This window comes from Allobosea sp. 05T433 (genome assembly GCF_056396065.1).
Map to the genome: position 1 here is coordinate 105263 of NZ_JBFTKS010000016.1, position 15589 is coordinate 120851.

The following is a 15589-nucleotide window of genomic DNA, read 5'->3' on the forward strand; positions in this document are numbered from 1 at the left end:
GAGGATGTCGACCATGACCAGCCGAACCGATGCACCAGAGGGCTTCCTTTCGATCCGGAGCCTGACCAAGCGCTATGGCGACTTCGTCGCGGTCGACAATCTCGATCTCGAGGTGCCGAAGGGCGAGCTCGTCGCCTTCCTCGGCCCCTCGGGCTGCGGCAAGACGACTTCGCTGAGAATGATCGCGGGCCTCGTGCCCGCGACCTCCGGACGGATCGTCGTCGGCGGCAGCGACCTGACCGAGGTCGCGACGCATCGGCGCGACATGGGTCTGGTCTTCCAGAGCTATGCGCTGTTCCCGCACATGAGCGTGGCGCGCAACGTCGCTTTCGGCCTCGAGATGCGCAAAGTCGACAAGGGCGAGATCGCCAAGCGGGTGAAGGAGGCGATCGCGCTCGTCCACCTCACCGGCAAGGAGGAGCACCGGCCGGCCCAGCTCTCCGGCGGCCAGCAGCAGCGCGTGGCGCTGGCGCGTGCGCTCGTCATCCGTCCCTCGATCCTGCTCCTCGACGAGCCGCTCTCCAATCTCGATGCCAAGCTGCGCGACGAGATGCGCAACGAGATCCGCGACATCCAGAAGCGCCTCGGCATCACTGCGATCTTCGTGACGCATGATCAGGTCGAGGCGCTGACCATGTGCGACAAGGTCGTGGTGATGAATCAGGGCCGGCTCGAACAACTCGGAACCCCGGTCGAACTCTATGAGACGCCGAAGACGGCCTTCGTCGCGAGCTTCGTCGGCCGCAGCAATCGCCTGACGGCTGTCGCCCGCAATGGCGCGGCCGAGTTCGCAGGCCAGCGCATAGCCGCTCCCGCCGGCCTCGAGGGACCGGTGCAGGTGATGATCCGCCCGCATCGCCTCGGGCTTTCGCCGGACTCTGCTGCAGCCGCGGATTCCGCGCGCCAGCACGTTTCGGGCACCGTCGCCCGCGCGATCTTCGCCGGCGACATCCTGCAATATGACGTCGATGTCGGTGGCCAGATCGTCTCGGTCGAGCTCGCGACCCGCGGCGGCGAGAGCGTGATCGAGCCGGGCCGCCCGGTGACCCTGTCCTGGCGGCCGCAGGACATCTTCGTCTACGGAGCGGCAGCATGAGCGCCGTCGCGCCAGCCGCAGCGATGGCGGCCCCGATGCCGGCCGCGGAGCGGAGCAGCGGCCTGCCGCTGGTCGTGCTGCTGCTCCTGCCGATCGCGCTCGTGAACGCCTTCGGCTTCCTCGCACCCGTCTTCAACCTCCTGCGCATGTCGTTCTACGAGTCGCAGGCGACGGGCGCGATGGTCGAGGTCTATACGCTCGCGACCTGGGCCTCGGTGCTGCGTGACAGCTTCTACGCCGAGCTCATTCTCAACAGCATCCTGGTCAGCCTCGGAATCACGCTGATGACGCTGGTCTGCTCCTATCCGATCGCGCTCTATCTTCATCGCTCCAGCGGCACATGGCGCACGATCCTGCTCGTGCTGGTGATCTCGCCGCTGCTGACTTCGGCGGTGGTGCGGACCTATGGCTGGGTCGCGATCCTCTCGGAAAACGGACTCGTCAACAATGCGCTCGGTGCCATCGGCATCGCGCCGCTCAAGCTGATGTTCAACAAGACCGGCGTGGTGATCGGGCTGACCGAGATCCTGATGCCCTACATGATCCTCGCGCTGCTTGCCGGCTTCGGCCGGCTCGATCCGCGTGTCGAGGAGGCTGCGTCCACGCTCGGCGCGCCGCCGTGGAAGGTGTTTCGCCATATCGTCGTGCCGCTGACCCTGCCGGGCATCGCGCTTGGGTCGCTGCTCTGCTTCGTGCTGGCTGTCTCATCCTTCATCACGCCGAAGCTGCTCGGTGGCGGCCGTGTCTTCCTGCTTGCGACCGAAATCTACGACCAGGCCATCGTGACGCTGAACTGGCCGCTCGCCGCGACGCTCTCGATCCTCGTGCTCGTCATCTTCGGCGGTGCTCTCGTGCTCTACACCCGCGCCCTGCGCGCAATCATGTGAGGGGAGGACATCATGGACGAACGCCCGATTTCTCCCGCCCTGAAGATCCTCGCCGGTGCGATGTTCATCTTCCTGCTGGCGCCGTTGATCGTCGTCGTACCGATCTCGTTCTCCGGCGACAGCTACATGATGTTCCCGCCTTCGAGCTGGAGCACCAAATGGTACCCGGCGATCTTCGCGGACGGGAAGATGGTCTCCGCTTTCTGGACGAGCCTGTTGCTCGCCTTCCTGGTGACCGTGCTCAGCCTGCTGATCGGCCTGCCGGCGGCCTATGCCCTGGTCAGGCTCAAGCCGCGCGGCGCGGAATTCCTGTCGAGCCTGTTCACCGCGCCGCTGCTGCTGCCGACGATCGTGCTCGGCCTGGCGATCCTGATCGTGTTTTCCGGATATGGCCTACTCGCGACCTTCCAGGGTCTCGTTGCAGCGCATCTGGTCGTGACCTTGCCCTACGCCATCCGGGTGCTCTCGACCGCTCTCGCCACCCTGCCGATCCCGGTCGAGGAAGCGGCCGCGACGCTGGGCGCCTCGCCGCTGACGGTGTTTCGGCGCGTCACCCTGCCGATGATGCGCTCGGGCATTGTCGGCACCACGGCGCTCTGCTTCCTCGTCTCCTTCGACGAGGTCGTGCTCTCGCTCTTCATGACCGGCCCCCGCATCTCGACGCTGCCGGTTGCGATGTATCACCGCGTCGAACAGCAGGCCGATCCGCTGGTCGCGGCCTTGTCCGTGCTGCTCGTCGTGCTCACGCTCGTCGTCGTTCTGGTTGTCGACCGGACCTCCGGCCTCGCCAAGACCTTCGTCAAATGAACACCTTGGTCGCATCAGGACGGCCGGACAAAGGGAGCCGCATGGTCTCGAGCTGTCATGAAGCAGGCCGCTAGCCCGGCCGAACACTGAAGGCGGTCGGGCAGGGCCCGCCGCCGCGCCGAAACGCCCACTCTTCGAACCTGGCCTGCTCGCGGCGCGAGCGGGAACCCTGGAGTTTTGCCTGATGGAACAGGATATCCGCATCGCCGTCGATATCGGCGGCACCTTCACCGATATCGAGATCCTCGATGCCGGTACCGGCGCGATCCACCAGATCAAGACCCCGAGTACACCGAAGGATCCGTCCGTCGGCCTCCTCACCGGCATCCGCCAAGCGTCGGAGCGCTTCGGTTTCCCGCTGGAAGCAGTGCAATATCTGCTGCACGGTACCACGATCGCGACGAACGCGGTGCTGGAACGCAAGCTGCCACTCGGGGCAGTGGTCACCACGACGGGCTTCGAAGACGTGATGCAGATCGGCCGGCACGGCCGCAAGGACGTCTACGCGATCACCCTGGAGCAGCCGGAGCCGCTCGTCGCCCGCCGCTTCTGCTTCGGCGTCGAGGAGCGCGTCGGTGCAGACGGGCGGATCATTACTCCGCTGCATGAGGACGGCGTTCGCAGGATCGCGTCCGAAATCGCCAGGGCCGGCGTCAGGTCGGTCGCGGTCTGCCTGCTGCACGCCTATGCCAATCCGGCCCATGAGCGGCGCGTTGGCGAGATTCTGTCTGACTTGCTGCCGGGCGTCGCCATCTCACTCGCCAGCGACATCTCGCCCGAGATCCGCGAATATGAACGCATGTCGACCACGGCGCTGAACGCGCTGCTGGTGCCGATCGTCCAGAGCTATACCGACCGTCTCGCCGGGCGCCTCGCCGAGGAGGTGCCGCAGACTCAGGTCTACCTCGTCCAGTCCAATGGTGGTGTGTCCGGCCTGGCCAAGGCCGGGCGTGAGCCCGCCCGCCTGCTGCTCTCCGGCCCTAGCGGCGGTGCCGCGGCGGCCAGGCGCCTGTCGGCCGAGCTCGGCGAGCCCAATCTCGTCGCGGTTGACATGGGTGGGACCTCGTTCGACGTCTCCGTGGTCCATGACGGCGTGGTCTCGATGGTCAATGAGGGGGAGGTCGATGGCCTGCCCGTGCGGCTGCCGATGATCGAGATGCGCACCATCGGCGCCGGTGGCGGCTCGATCGCCTGGGTCGATGACGGCAATCGCCTGCGCATCGGCCCGCACAGCGCCGGAGCCGATCCCGGCCCGGCCTGTTACGGCAAGGGTGGTATCGCGCTCACCGTGACCGACGCCAATCTCCTGCTCGGTCGGCTCGACGGCAAGAGCTTCATGGGCGGGGCGATGCCGCTCGACCGTGAGGCCGCGCGGCGCGCTGCCGAAACCGTGGCGGCGCCGCTAGGGCTCTCCGTCGACAGGACCGCGGCCGGCGTCATCGACGTCGCGAATTCGGCGCTGGCCATGGCGATCCGGCTCTCGCTCTTCGAGAAGGGGCTCGACCCCGAGGATTTCGCCATGCTGTCCTTCGGCGGTGCCGGTGGTGTCCATGCCTGCGAGGTGGCGGAGGAACTCGGCATCCGCCGTGTCATCTTCCCCGCCCATGCCTCGACGCTCTCGGCCTGGGGCATCCTCTGGTCCGATATCGCCCATGATCTCGGCGCCACGCAGATCGGCCTCTTCGATGAACTCGCGCCGGGCCTGGAAGCGACCGCGTCCCGCCTCGTCACGGAGGCGGAAGCGCTGCTCGCCGAGGACGGTGTCGCGCCCGCGGCACGCCGTTTCGAATGGGCCGTCGACCTGCGCTATGCCGGTCAGGCCTTCGACCTGCGTGTGCCGCTGGACGAGGCTGATTTCTCGGCCGCTGGTGTCGCCAAGGCGAGTGCCTCCTTTCACGCCCTGCACAAGCAGCGCTTTTCCTATGACGAGCCCGAGGTCCTGGTCGAAATCGTCGCCCTGCGCCTAAAGGCAGTGGGAGCGCTGGCCAAGCCCGTGCCGGCGCGCCAGGCCGCCGGCTCCGCGAAACCGGCCGCACAGTCGCGCCCGGTCCATGGCCGGGGAGCGGCAGTCGACACCCCGGTCTGGGAGCGCGATGCAATCGGCACCACCGATCCCGTCAGCGGCCCGGCCGTCGTCGAAGAGCCCTACACCTCGATCTACCTGCCGGCCGGCTGGAACATCGTCACCCATTCCGCCGGCGCCCTGATCGCCGACCGCATCACCGCGCAGTGAGGCCCGACACCATGAGCGACATTTTCAAGGGCATCGACCCCGTCCGCCTCGAAGTCATCCGCAATGCGCTGGTCGCTGCGGCCGAGGAAATGAGCATCACGATCTGGCGCACCAGCCGCTCGACCGTGGTTCGCGAAATCCTGGATTTCTCGACCGCCGTCTTCGATGCGCAAGGCCGCAACATCGCCCAGTCCGCGCGCATCCCGGTTCACCTGAACTCGATGTCGGACTGCCTGCGCACGATCCTCGATCGCTTCATTCCACTCGACCAGTGGAACGACGGCGATGTCATCGTCACCAATGATCCCTATTCCGGCGGCCAGCATCTGCCTGATATCCAGACCTTCCGGCCGGTTTTCGTTGATGGCGAACGGGTCGGCATCGTCGGTACGCTCTGCCACCATGTCGATGTCGGCGGCGGTGCGGCCGGCAGCTACTATGCCAATGCGACGGAGGTCTTCCAGGAAGGCATCCGCATCCCGCCGCTGCGCCTCGTCGACAGAGGCGTGCTCAACACCGGCGTCTTCGAGATGCTGCTGCACAATGTGCGCCAGCCCGACGAGACGCGCGGCGACCTCAACGCGCAGATCGCCGCACTCGGCATCGGCGAGCGGGCCGTGGCGCGCATGGCCCGCAAATACGGCTCCGCCTCGCTCGCAGCCGCAATGTCGGCCATCCTCGACGGCTCCGAGCGCATGGTGCGCGCCGCGCTGAAGGCGCTTCCCGACAGCGAATCCTCCTTCGTCGAACTGGTCGATGATGATGGCCAGTCGGAAGAGCCGATCCGCCTTGCGGTGAAGATCATCAAGCGCGGCGAGACCATCACGCTCGATTTTGAGGGGTCGAGCCCGCAGGTGAAGGGGCCGGTCAACAACACCCCCGCCATGACCTGCTCGGCCGTCTACTACGCGCTGCTGGCGGCACTCGGCGGCGAGATCCCGGCCAATTCCGGCTGCTATCGCGCCGTCACCGTGAAGCTGCCGGAAGGCAGCGTGGTCAACGCGGTCTTCCCGGCGCCCGTCGCCGGCCGCATGGTCGTCAACCATCGCATCGCGACCGCCGTCTTCGGCGCGCTGGCGCAGATCATGCCGGAGCGCATCCCGGCTGCCTATTACGCGATCTCCTATGTCTACGCGCTGCAGACGACGAACCCGAAGGGCAAGCGCCAGGTCTATTTCGACATTGAGGTTGGCGGTTGGGGCGGACATGCCAGAGGCGACGGCGCGAGCGCGCTCTCCTGCGGCCTGCACAACAATACCAATGCCCCGATCGAGATGGTCGAGGCCAAGTACCCGGTGACCTTCACCAGATACGGGCTCATTCCCGACTCCGGCGGCGCCGGTGAATTCCGTGGCGGGCTGGGCCTCGTGCGGGAATGGCGATTGGACGCGGCCGAGGGCTCGCTCTCGACCAATTTCGAGCGTTTCCGGCATGCGCCCTATGGCATTGGCGGCGGAGAGCCCGGTTCGCTCAGCCGCACCACCGTGACGCGCGCGGACGGCTCGAAACTTTCTCTCCAATCCAAGGTCTCGGGCATCCCGTTGAAGGCCGGCGACACCGTCACCATCGAGACATCCGGCGGCGGCGGCTTCGGCGATCCGGCGCGGCGCGATCCGAAGCGCCTCGCCAAGGACCTCTCCGACGGGCTGGTGACGCCGAAGGCCGCGTCCCGGTTCTACGGCGCCGAACAGGACAAGGAGGAGGCGGCATGAACACGCAGAGTTCCGCCGACGGCGTTCAGATGACGCTCGCCCAGGTCGAGGCGCTGACGCGGCGCGTGCTGCTCGCCTGCGGGGTCGATCCGCGCAACGAAGCGCCGATCACGGCTTCCGTCGTCGCGGCGGAGGCCGAAGGCGTGCATAGCCACGGCCTCGCGCGCCTGCCGACCTATTGCGAACACGCCCGCGTCGGCAAGATCGACGGGAAGGCGCGCCCCGTGCTCGATAGCCCGAAGCCGGGCCTGGTCCGCATCGATGCCAAGGGCGGCTTTGCCCATCCGGCGATCGATTTCGGCCTGCCGGCTTTGTGCGAGGCGGCAAAGGCCCAGGGCATCGCCGCCCTCGCCGTCACCAACTCCTATAATTGCGGCGTGGTCGGCTATCATGTCGAACGCATCGCGCAGAATGGCTTGCTGGCCCTGGCCTTCGTCAACGCTCCGGCCTCGATCGCGCCGGCGGGCGGTGCCACGCCGGTCTTCGGCACCAATCCGATCGCCTTTGCGGTGCCACGTGCGGGGCGCGAGCCGTTGGTGCTCGACCAATCCTCCAGCGTCGTCGCCAAGAGCGAAATCGTCGTCCACCAGCAGCGCGGCGAGGCGATCCCGCTCGGCTGGGCGTTGGACAGGGACGGCAATCCGACGACCGATCCCAAGGCCGCGCTGGCCGGTGGTTCGATGGTCCCGTCCGGCGGCTACAAGGGCGCCGGCCTTGCCTTGATCGTCGAGGTCTTCGCAGCCTGGCTGACCGGCGCCAGTCTCTCGATCGATGCGTCCTCCTTCGCCGACAATCTCGGCGGCTCGCCCCGCACCGGCCAGTTTTTCATCGCGATCGACCCTGGCGAACTGGTGGGCGAGGGCGCTTCGTCCCGCCTCGAGCGCCTGTTCGATGCGGTGGCCGGTCAGCCCGGCGCCCGCCTGCCGGGCGAGGGTCGCGCCGGCGCCCGCACACGCACGGCGACCGACGGCATCATCATTTCGCGCAAGCTCTTCGACACGATCGAGGCCTACGCCAGACCGGCATAGGCTCTGCATGGGGTGGCGCGGCTTGCGCTCCGGCACGGCCGCTCCCACACTCGTACGGGCAGGATCCGGGGGACAGCTTGATGACATACCGCGTCACGGTCGGAGGGCATGTCCACGTCTTTGCCGATCTGAAGCAGTTGATGGCGAAGGCGACGCCACTGCGTTCCGGCGACATGCTGGCCGGCATCGCCGCCGCCAGCATGGAAGAGAACATGGCGGCGAAGATCGCGCTCGCCGACCTGCCCCTGCGAACCTTTCTCAATGAGGCGCTGGTGCCTTACGAGGACGACGAGGTCACCCGCCTGATTCTCGATACCCATGATGCGGCCGCCTTCGCGCCGATCGCGTCGCAGACGGTCGGCGAGTTCCGAGACTGGCTCTGCTCGGAGAAGGCGACGCCGGAGGTCCTGGCCGCTATCGCACCCGGCGTGACGCCCGAAATGGCAGCCGCCGTTTCCAAGCTGATGCGGAACCAGGATCTCATCCTGGTTGCCCGCAAATGCCGGGTCGTCACGCGCTTTCGCGACACGATCGGCCTGCCCGGCACGATGGCCGTGCGCCTCCAGCCGAACCATCCGACCGACGATGCCGCCGGCATCCTCGCCTCGACGATCGACGGGCTGCTCTATGGCTGTGGCGATGCCGTGATCGGCATCAACCCGGCGTCCGATTCCCTGCCGGTGCTCGGTGATCTCGTCCGCCTGCTCGACGAGTTGATCCACCGCTTCGACATTCCCACGCAAAGCTGCGTGCTGACCCATGTCACCAGTGCGATCGCGCTGATCGGGCAGGGCGCGCCGGTCGATCTCGTCTTCCAATCCGTCGCCGGCACGCAGAAGGCCAATGAATCCTTCGGTATTTCGCTGTCTGTGCTCCAGGAAGGCCTGGAGGCCGGGCGTTCGCTGAAGCGCGGCACAATCGGCGACAACGTGATGTATTTCGAGACCGGACAGGGCTCCGCGCTCTCGGCCGACGCCCATCACGGCGTCGACCAGCAGACGCTGGAAGCGCGGGCCTATGCCGTCTGCCGGCCCTTCGAGCCGCTGCTGGTGAACACGGTCGTCGGCTTCATCGGCCCGGAATATCTCTATGACGGCAAGCAGATCATCCGTGCCGGGCTGGAGGATCATTTCTGCGGCAAGCTGATGGGCGTGCCGCTCGGATGCGACGTCTGCTACACCAACCATGCCGAGGCCGATCAGGACGACATGGACACGCTTCTGACCCTGCTCGGCACGGCCGGGGTCAATTTCGTCATGGGCGTGCCCGGCGCCGACGACGTCATGCTGAATTACCAGTCCACCTCCTTCCACGACCAACTCTATGTCCGCGAGGTGCTCGGGCTGCGACGCGCACCCGAGTTCGAGGCCTGGCTGCGACGCATGGACATCACGGATGAGGCCGGGCGGTTGAGCAGCGGGCGGGGTGGGCAGGCCTTGCTGGCGGCCATGCAGGGGCAGGCGGCGTGAGCGGCGACGACATGCTCCCGGCCGACGAGCGCTGGGCGGCGCTGACGCGGCTGACGCCGGCCCGCATTGCGCTCGGCCGCGCGGGTGCTTCCTTGCCGACGCGCGAGGTCCTGCGCTTCGGCCTCGCCCATGCGCAGGCACGCGACGCGGTTCATATCCCGTTCCGCCCCGAAGAGGTCGCGGCCGAACTCGCAGCGCTATCGCTGGAGACGGTGCAGGTTGAGAGCGCCGCCCCCTCGCGCGATCTCTATCTGCGGCGACCCGATCTCGGGCGGCGTCTCTCTCCCGAGGCGCAGGCGATGCTGCAGGCCCGACGCGGTGCGTTCGATTTCGCCTTCGTCGTCGCCGATGGCCTGTCCTCGACGGCAGTCCAGCAGAATGCGGCGCCGCTCATCGCCGCGATGCTGCCGTTACTGCAGCGCCAGGGGCTGACACTCGCGCCGGTCGTGATTGCGAGCCAGGCACGCGTCGCGCTGGGCGACGAGGCGGCCGAGGCACTGGGCGCCCGCCTCGTCGCGGTGCTGATCGGCGAGCGACCCGGCCTGTCCTCACCGGACTCGCTTGGCGTCTATCTCACCTTCGCGCCGCGGCGCGGCCTGAGCGATGCCACGCGCAATTGCGTCTCGAACATCCGCCCGGGCGGGCTCTCCTTCGAACACGCGGCCGTCAAGCTCGCCTGGCTTACACGGGAAGCGCTCAGGCGTTCGCTGACAGGCGTCGAACTCAAGGACGAGAGCGAGCCTGCATTGGAGGCGGGTCAGGCAGCGACCAGGCCTTCAATCACGACGGGATGAATCCGTCTTGATGTCGACCTCATCGCGACTCTGCCGCAACCTCGAGCCGGCCCCCTGCATGCCCCAGCCAGGCTGACCGCAGGTTCCTGCGCCGCGGGGTCGTCAACGTCGTCGGGCATCGTCCCGGATCATCTGGGCACCCTTTTCAGCAATCATCATCGTCGGGGCGGCCGTATTGCCCGAGGTGATGCGCGGCATCGCGGAAGCGTCGATGACGCGCAGGCCCTCGACACCGCGCAGGCGCAGGCGTTCGTCGAGCACGGCGCCGGCATCGTCGTCTCGTCCCATCCTGGCGGTTCCGGCCGGGTGGAAGATCGTCGTGCCGAGCCGGCCTGCCGCCTCCAGAAGCTCCGCATCCGACGTCACCGAGGGACCAGGCACATGTTCCTGGGGCTTGAATCGTGCGAGCGGCTGCTGCGCGACGATCCGGCGCGCGAGCTTCAGCGCATCGACCGCGACCTGCCTGTCCTCATCCGTTGCGAGATAGTTCGGCGAGATAGCGGGAGCGTCGCTCGCGTCGGGGCTCTTCAGATGCACGCTGCCACGGCTCGAAGGTCTCAGGTTGCAGACACTGGCGGTGAAGGCGCCGAACGGGTGCAGCCCGTCGCCCCATTTGTCGAGCGAAAGCGGCTGGAAATGGAATTCGAGATTGGCCGTGGCGTAATCCGGCGAGGATTTGGCGAAGGCTCCGACCTGCGAGGGCGCCATGGTCAGCGGCCCGGTGCGCAGCGCCGCATATTCCAGCGCCATCAGCGGCCTGCGCCAGAGTTTCGCATAGTCGCTGTTGAGGGTGCGCACGCCCTCCACCTTGTAGACGGGCCTGATCTGCAAATGGTCCTGAAGGTTCTCGCCGACGCCCGGCAGATGGCGCCGCGTCTCGATGCCCAGAGCCTGGAGCCGTTCGCCGTCGCCGATGCCTGATCGCTCGAGAATGGCAGGTGAGCCGACTGCGCCGGCGCTCAGCACGACCTCGCCACTCACGTCCACCCGCAGATTCTCACCCTGATGGATGAATTCGACCGCGCGAGCGCGGCCCTCCTCGATGATGATGCGCTCGACCAGCACATGGGTTTCCAGCCGGATATTGGAGCGGCCAAGCGCCGGAACCAGGAAGGCGCGATAGGAACTCACCCGCCGGCCGCGCTTCTGGTTGACCTGAAAATAGGCCGACCCTTCATTGTCGCCGGTGTTGAAGTCGTCGATCTTGGCGATTCCCGCCGCTTGTGCCGCATCCCGGACGGCATCGAGAATCGCCCAGCGCACGCGCGGGTTCTCGACGCGCCATTCGCCGCCGGAGCGATGCAATCCGCCGGGCGGCGGCGCGATATGGTCTTCGTGCTTCAGGAAATAGGGCAGTACGTCGTCCCAGCTCCAGCCCTGCAGGCCGAGTTGCCGCCAGCCGTCATAATCGGCCGCCTGGCCGCGCATGTAGATCATCGCATTGATCGCCGAACAGCCGCCGACGACCTTGCCGCGCGGATAGGCGAGCGCCCGGCCGCCCAGCCCCGCCTGCGGCTCGGTCTGGAACCGCCAATCGGCACGCGGATTGCCGATCGCGTAGAGATAGCCGACCGGGACGTGGAACCAGATCCAGTCGTCCATGCCACCGGCTTCCAGCACGAGCACGCGCTTGGATGGATCGGCCGAGAGCCGGTTCGCGAGCAGGCAGCCCGCCGACCCCGCACCGATCACGACATAGTCGAAGGTGCCGATATTCCTGCGATCAGACATGGCATCCTGCTGGCAAAGGAGAGGCGTGGGCTTTGCCACCTTTCGGGAGCGGCGCCCGAACCATCAGGAAGACCGAAGGAAAAGCCAAGCCCCGGGGCAAGGGCGCGCATGCGTCTTTAGTTCTGATTGCGCCAGTCCTGTGCTGCCTGGCTCAGATGGGCCGAGAGCAGGGCGACGGCACGCGGCCGATCCCCCGCGGCCAAAGCGTCGAGGATGGCGAGATGGTCCTCGCAGGACTGTTTGATCTGGTCAGGCGTCAATTGCGGGAAGTCGACGAACTGATGCATGCGCCGCAGGGCATTCTGGCGCTTGACCGCCTGCAGGAAGAAGCGGTTGCGTGACCATGAGGCGAGCGTCTCATGGAATTCCGCATTCACCTGGAACCACATGTCCGGCGCGATCTCGGAGGCGGGCTTGCGCATCAGCGCCTCATGCGCGTTGCGCATCTTTTCCAGAGCGGCGCCATCGATGCGGTAGTCGGGTTGGCTGAGCGCCGCGGTCTCGACCGCCTCGCGGAAGGCATAGCTCTCGAGGATAGCCTGCGGGTTATCGAGGCTTTCCGAGAACTGCCAGCCATGGCCGCGCTGGCGCTGGACGATTCCTTCCGCGGAGAGGCGCAACAAAGCGCGCCGCATTTCGCCGCGCGACGCGCCGAAATGCACAAGCAACGCGTTCTCCGTCACCGATAGCGGGATCAGGCCCGAGGCGCGGTCGTTCAGGATCTTCCGGTAGAGCTCCGCGCCGCCGTCAGCGTCATTGCTGCATTCCGCGATGACCGCGGCATCGATCGGGCGGTTGAGCTTGAAGCCCGAGCCGAGCTCCCGCCGCAGAATGCCGCGTTCGCTGAGATCGATCAGGGCGCGGCGCACAGGCGTTCGTGAAACACCGAGGCGCGCGGCCAGTGGCTTTTCTCCGACCGCGGCATCGACCGCCCATCCTTCGTCCCGACCGAGCCGCAGGATGTCACCAATGATTTCGCGATGCAGTCCGCTCGACACGTGGGCGTCTCCGAAGCTTCCCTTTCTTGCCATTGACAATAAGGTTTGGCGATGGTCCAGTGTATATAACTGCAATAAAAAACACAGAGCCTGTGGATGATTGCACCATTTCCCTTCGTCTCGGTATCTGGGTCGCCTTACGAGCGAGGGCGGCAACATGGTGCGGCGGTGACAGATCGCGTGCATCGCAGCGCACGGTTCTACGCAGGCCAGCTCGACAGGCTCGGATCGAAGCCAGGTGAACGTGAAGCGTTGATCGCCGAGTTCAGCCGGGGAATTGCTGCCTTCGACGAGGCCTATCTCGAGGAAATGCGCGGCATTGCCGATGGGGCCGGCCTCGACCTCTCGGCGATCATCATGATCAATGCACGGACCGAGATCGTCGCCAAGGCGCGCCTCCTTGCCTCCCGCCCCATCGATGAGGACGATGAGGAGGAGGAGGAGGAGAAGATGGCCGATGGCTGCACCGGCGCCATCATCCTGCCGGAGCGAAGCTGGAGCGGGAGCATCATCCAGGGGCAGAACTGGGACTGGCAGCCGGAATGCGCGGAAACCGCGATCGTGTTGCGCGTGCACCGGCAGGATGGGCCCGATCTGCTCACTTTCGTCGAGGCGGGCGGCCTTGGCCGTCACGGCATGAACGAAGCCGGCATCTGCGTGACCGGCAATTATCTGCGCAGTGATCGCGACTACCGCCAGGAAGGCGTTCCGCTCGCCTTGGTGCGCCGCAAGGCACTGGAGCAGGAGCACCTGGCACTGGCGATGAAGGTGATGGCGACCACGCCGAAGGCCTGTTCGACCAATATGATGCTGAGCCAGGACCGGGGCTTTGCCATCGACCTCGAATGCGCCCCGGACGAGGCCTTTCCGGTCTACCCGGAAGATGGGCTCATCGTGCACGCGAATCACTGGATCAGTCCGGTCGCGCTTGCCAAGCTACGCGATACCGGCTTCGGCTCACCCGACAGTCACTACCGCGACTGGCGTGTCAGGCGATTGCTGACCGAGCCGCAGCGTTTCCTGACGCGGGAGGACCTGAAGGCCGCGCTCTTCGACGATTTCCTGTCGCCCTATGCCGTCTGTCGCCCGCCACGAGCCGGAGCGACCGGCGATTTGACGGCGAGCGTCGCGATGATCGTGATGGAGCCCGGGCTCGGCATCATGGAGGTGGCGCCGCTGCCCGCGCTCAACCGACACTTCACCCGCTACAGCCTTTCCGGCGATCCGGTCGCCGTCGCGGCTGCGGCCTGACACGGGGATTGGGAGGTCCTTGCTCATGAGACGTGCTTCACGAACGCGCATTGCGACGATGGCGCTGCTCGCGGCACTGTCGAGTGCTCCGGTGGCAGCGCAAACCCTGACCATCGCTCTCAGGGCCGATATTCGCGGCACGAATCCGGGCGTCAATCGCGACGACGACAGCGACGCGGTGACCCTCCACATGGTCGAAGGGCTGGTCGCCTATCGCGAAGGCGGCACCGTCGGGCCCATGCTGGCGGAGAAGGTCGAGACCTCACCGGATGGGTTGAGCTACACCTTCGAACTGCGCAAGGGACTGACCTTCCACAACGGTGCGCCGCTGACCGCCGCGGACGTCGTCTGGAGTTGGCAGCGATATATGGACCCGAAAACGGAATGGCGTTGCCTTGCCGATTTCGACGGCCGCAGCGGGCTCAAGGTCGAAGCGGTCGAAGCCGTGTCGCCAACCACCGTGCGAATGCGCATCAACGAGCCCAACGCGCTCTTTCTGTTCTCGCTGGCGCGCACCGATTGCGGCAGCGCCGCAGTAATCCATAAGGATTCGTTGAATCCTGACGGGTCGTGGAAAGCACCGGTCGGGACCGGCCCGTTCAAGTTCGGCGAGTGGCGGCGGGGCCAGCAGATCAGCCTGATGCGCTTCGCTGGCTACCAGTCGCTGCCCGGCGGCCTCGACGGCTTTGCCGGCAGCAAGCGGCCGCTCGTTCCGGAGGTCAGGTTCCTGGTCGTCCCGGATGCAGCCTCGGTGAAGGCCGGCCTGATCGCAGGCCAGATCGACATCGCCGAAGTGCTGGGCTCTGATGTCTCCGAGCTGAAGAAGGCTCCCGGTATAACGGTCCAGACCGCGACCACGGCAGCGCGCCATGCACTGCTCTTCCAGACCAATGACCCGATCTTCAGGACGCCGGCGATGCGCCAGGCGCTTGCGGCGGCCATCGATTTCAGCCAGCTCGTCGCGATCGTCTCCGATCTCGGCGTGCAGCCGAACAACTCCACGATCCACGCCAAGTCGGCCTATCACAGCGACGTGCAGAACCTCTCGTACGGCTACGATCCGGCGCGTGCGAAGAAGCTTCTCACCGAGGCCGGCTACAAGGGCGAGCGGCTGAAGATCACCACCAATAACCGTAAATCGGCGCCAAGCTTCAACATCGCAGTCGTGCTGCAGTCGATGTTCCAGGCCGTCGGCGTCAACTCGGACATCGATGTCGTGGAGTGGGCGACCCATATGGATCGCTTCCTCAAGGGCAATTACCAGCTGATGGTGCATTCCTACTCGGCGCGGCTCGACCCGGCGCTGAGCTTCGAGCATTTCACCGGGCCGAAGGCGGACCAGCCCCGCAAGGTCTGGGATGACCCCGCTGTGATTGCGCTGCTCGACAAGGCCTCGAAGATCGAGAGCCCGGCCGAGCGTCAGAAGATCTTCGACGAACTGCACAAGCGGATGATCGACGACGTGCCGCTGGTGATGCTGTTCAACTCGATCGAAGCCTGGGCCTCGACGGCGCGCGTCTCCGGCTTCGTGCCGTGGGAGTCGCGCGTGCGGGCCTGGGAGGTTGCTATCAAGTCCTGAAGAG

General features: G+C 66.4%; 12 protein-coding genes. 10 read left to right on the forward strand and 2 right to left on the reverse strand.

The features are described 5' to 3' along the window. Positions 1-13: 13 nt before the first annotated feature. The 8 genes from AC1DGP_RS21500 to eutC all read left to right on the forward strand — a co-directional run bounded on the left by AC1DGP_RS21500 (position 14) and on the right by eutC (position 10026). Positions 14-1096, forward strand: a complete 1083-nt coding sequence (locus tag AC1DGP_RS21500; RefSeq protein ID WP_441507086.1) for an ABC transporter ATP-binding protein — start codon at positions 14-16, stop codon at positions 1094-1096. Next, positions 1093-1983, forward strand: a complete 891-nt coding sequence (locus AC1DGP_RS21505) for an ABC transporter permease (protein ID WP_441490857.1) — start codon at positions 1093-1095, stop codon at positions 1981-1983. Before AC1DGP_RS21500 ends, AC1DGP_RS21505 begins: the two co-directional genes overlap by 4 nt. Before the next feature lie 12 nt (positions 1984-1995). Continuing rightward, on the forward strand, positions 1996-2790 hold the full coding sequence (locus AC1DGP_RS21510) for an ABC transporter permease (RefSeq protein WP_441507087.1): 795 nt from the start codon (positions 1996-1998) through the stop codon (positions 2788-2790). A gap of 184 nt (positions 2791-2974) precedes the next feature. Next, positions 2975-5023 carry a hydantoinase/oxoprolinase family protein gene (locus AC1DGP_RS21515; RefSeq protein WP_441507088.1) on the forward strand — a complete coding sequence of 683 codons (2049 nt, stop codon included), beginning with the start codon at positions 2975-2977 and terminating at the stop codon, positions 5021-5023. 11 nt (positions 5024-5034) lie between these two features. Next, positions 5035-6735, forward strand: a complete 1701-nt coding sequence (locus AC1DGP_RS21520) for a hydantoinase B/oxoprolinase family protein (protein ID WP_441507089.1) — start codon at positions 5035-5037, stop codon at positions 6733-6735. Further along, positions 6732-7763, forward strand: coding sequence for an Ldh family oxidoreductase (locus AC1DGP_RS21525; RefSeq protein WP_476832514.1), 1032 nt, complete (start codon positions 6732-6734; stop codon positions 7761-7763). Before AC1DGP_RS21520 ends, AC1DGP_RS21525 begins: the two co-directional genes overlap by 4 nt. 80 nt (positions 7764-7843) lie before the next feature. Then, positions 7844-9232 carry an ethanolamine ammonia-lyase subunit EutB gene (locus AC1DGP_RS21530; protein ID WP_441507091.1) on the forward strand — a complete coding sequence of 463 codons (1389 nt, stop codon included), beginning with the start codon at positions 7844-7846 and terminating at the stop codon, positions 9230-9232. Positions 9233-9243: 11 nt separating this feature from the next. Next, on the forward strand, positions 9244-10026 hold the full coding sequence (gene eutC / locus AC1DGP_RS21535; RefSeq protein WP_441507125.1) for an ethanolamine ammonia-lyase subunit EutC: 783 nt from the start codon (positions 9244-9246) through the stop codon (positions 10024-10026). Between the two features lie 102 nt (positions 10027-10128). Here eutC and AC1DGP_RS21540 read toward each other — a convergent pair whose 3' ends face one another. Continuing rightward, positions 10129-11757 (reverse strand): GMC family oxidoreductase, encoded by a 1629-nt coding sequence (locus tag AC1DGP_RS21540; RefSeq protein WP_441507092.1) that lies wholly within the window; start codon positions 11755-11757, stop codon positions 10129-10131. A 116-nt stretch (positions 11758-11873) separates the two neighbouring features. After that, positions 11874-12941, reverse strand: a complete 1068-nt coding sequence (locus tag AC1DGP_RS21545) for an FCD domain-containing protein (RefSeq protein ID WP_476832515.1) — start codon at positions 12939-12941, stop codon at positions 11874-11876. Here AC1DGP_RS21545 and AC1DGP_RS21550 point away from each other — a divergent pair. Both AC1DGP_RS21550 and AC1DGP_RS21555 read left to right on the forward strand, forming a co-directional pair. Continuing rightward, a complete protein-coding gene (locus AC1DGP_RS21550; protein ID WP_441507094.1) occupies positions 12936-14006 on the forward strand; it encodes a C45 family autoproteolytic acyltransferase/hydolase in 1071 nt (356 codons plus the stop codon). The two genes, AC1DGP_RS21545 and AC1DGP_RS21550, sit on opposite strands and share 6 nt — an antisense overlap. 25 nt (positions 14007-14031) lie before the next feature. Next, positions 14032-15585 carry an ABC transporter substrate-binding protein gene (locus AC1DGP_RS21555; protein ID WP_441507095.1) on the forward strand — a complete coding sequence of 518 codons (1554 nt, stop codon included), beginning with the start codon at positions 14032-14034 and terminating at the stop codon, positions 15583-15585. Positions 15586-15589: the final 4 nt, after the last annotated feature.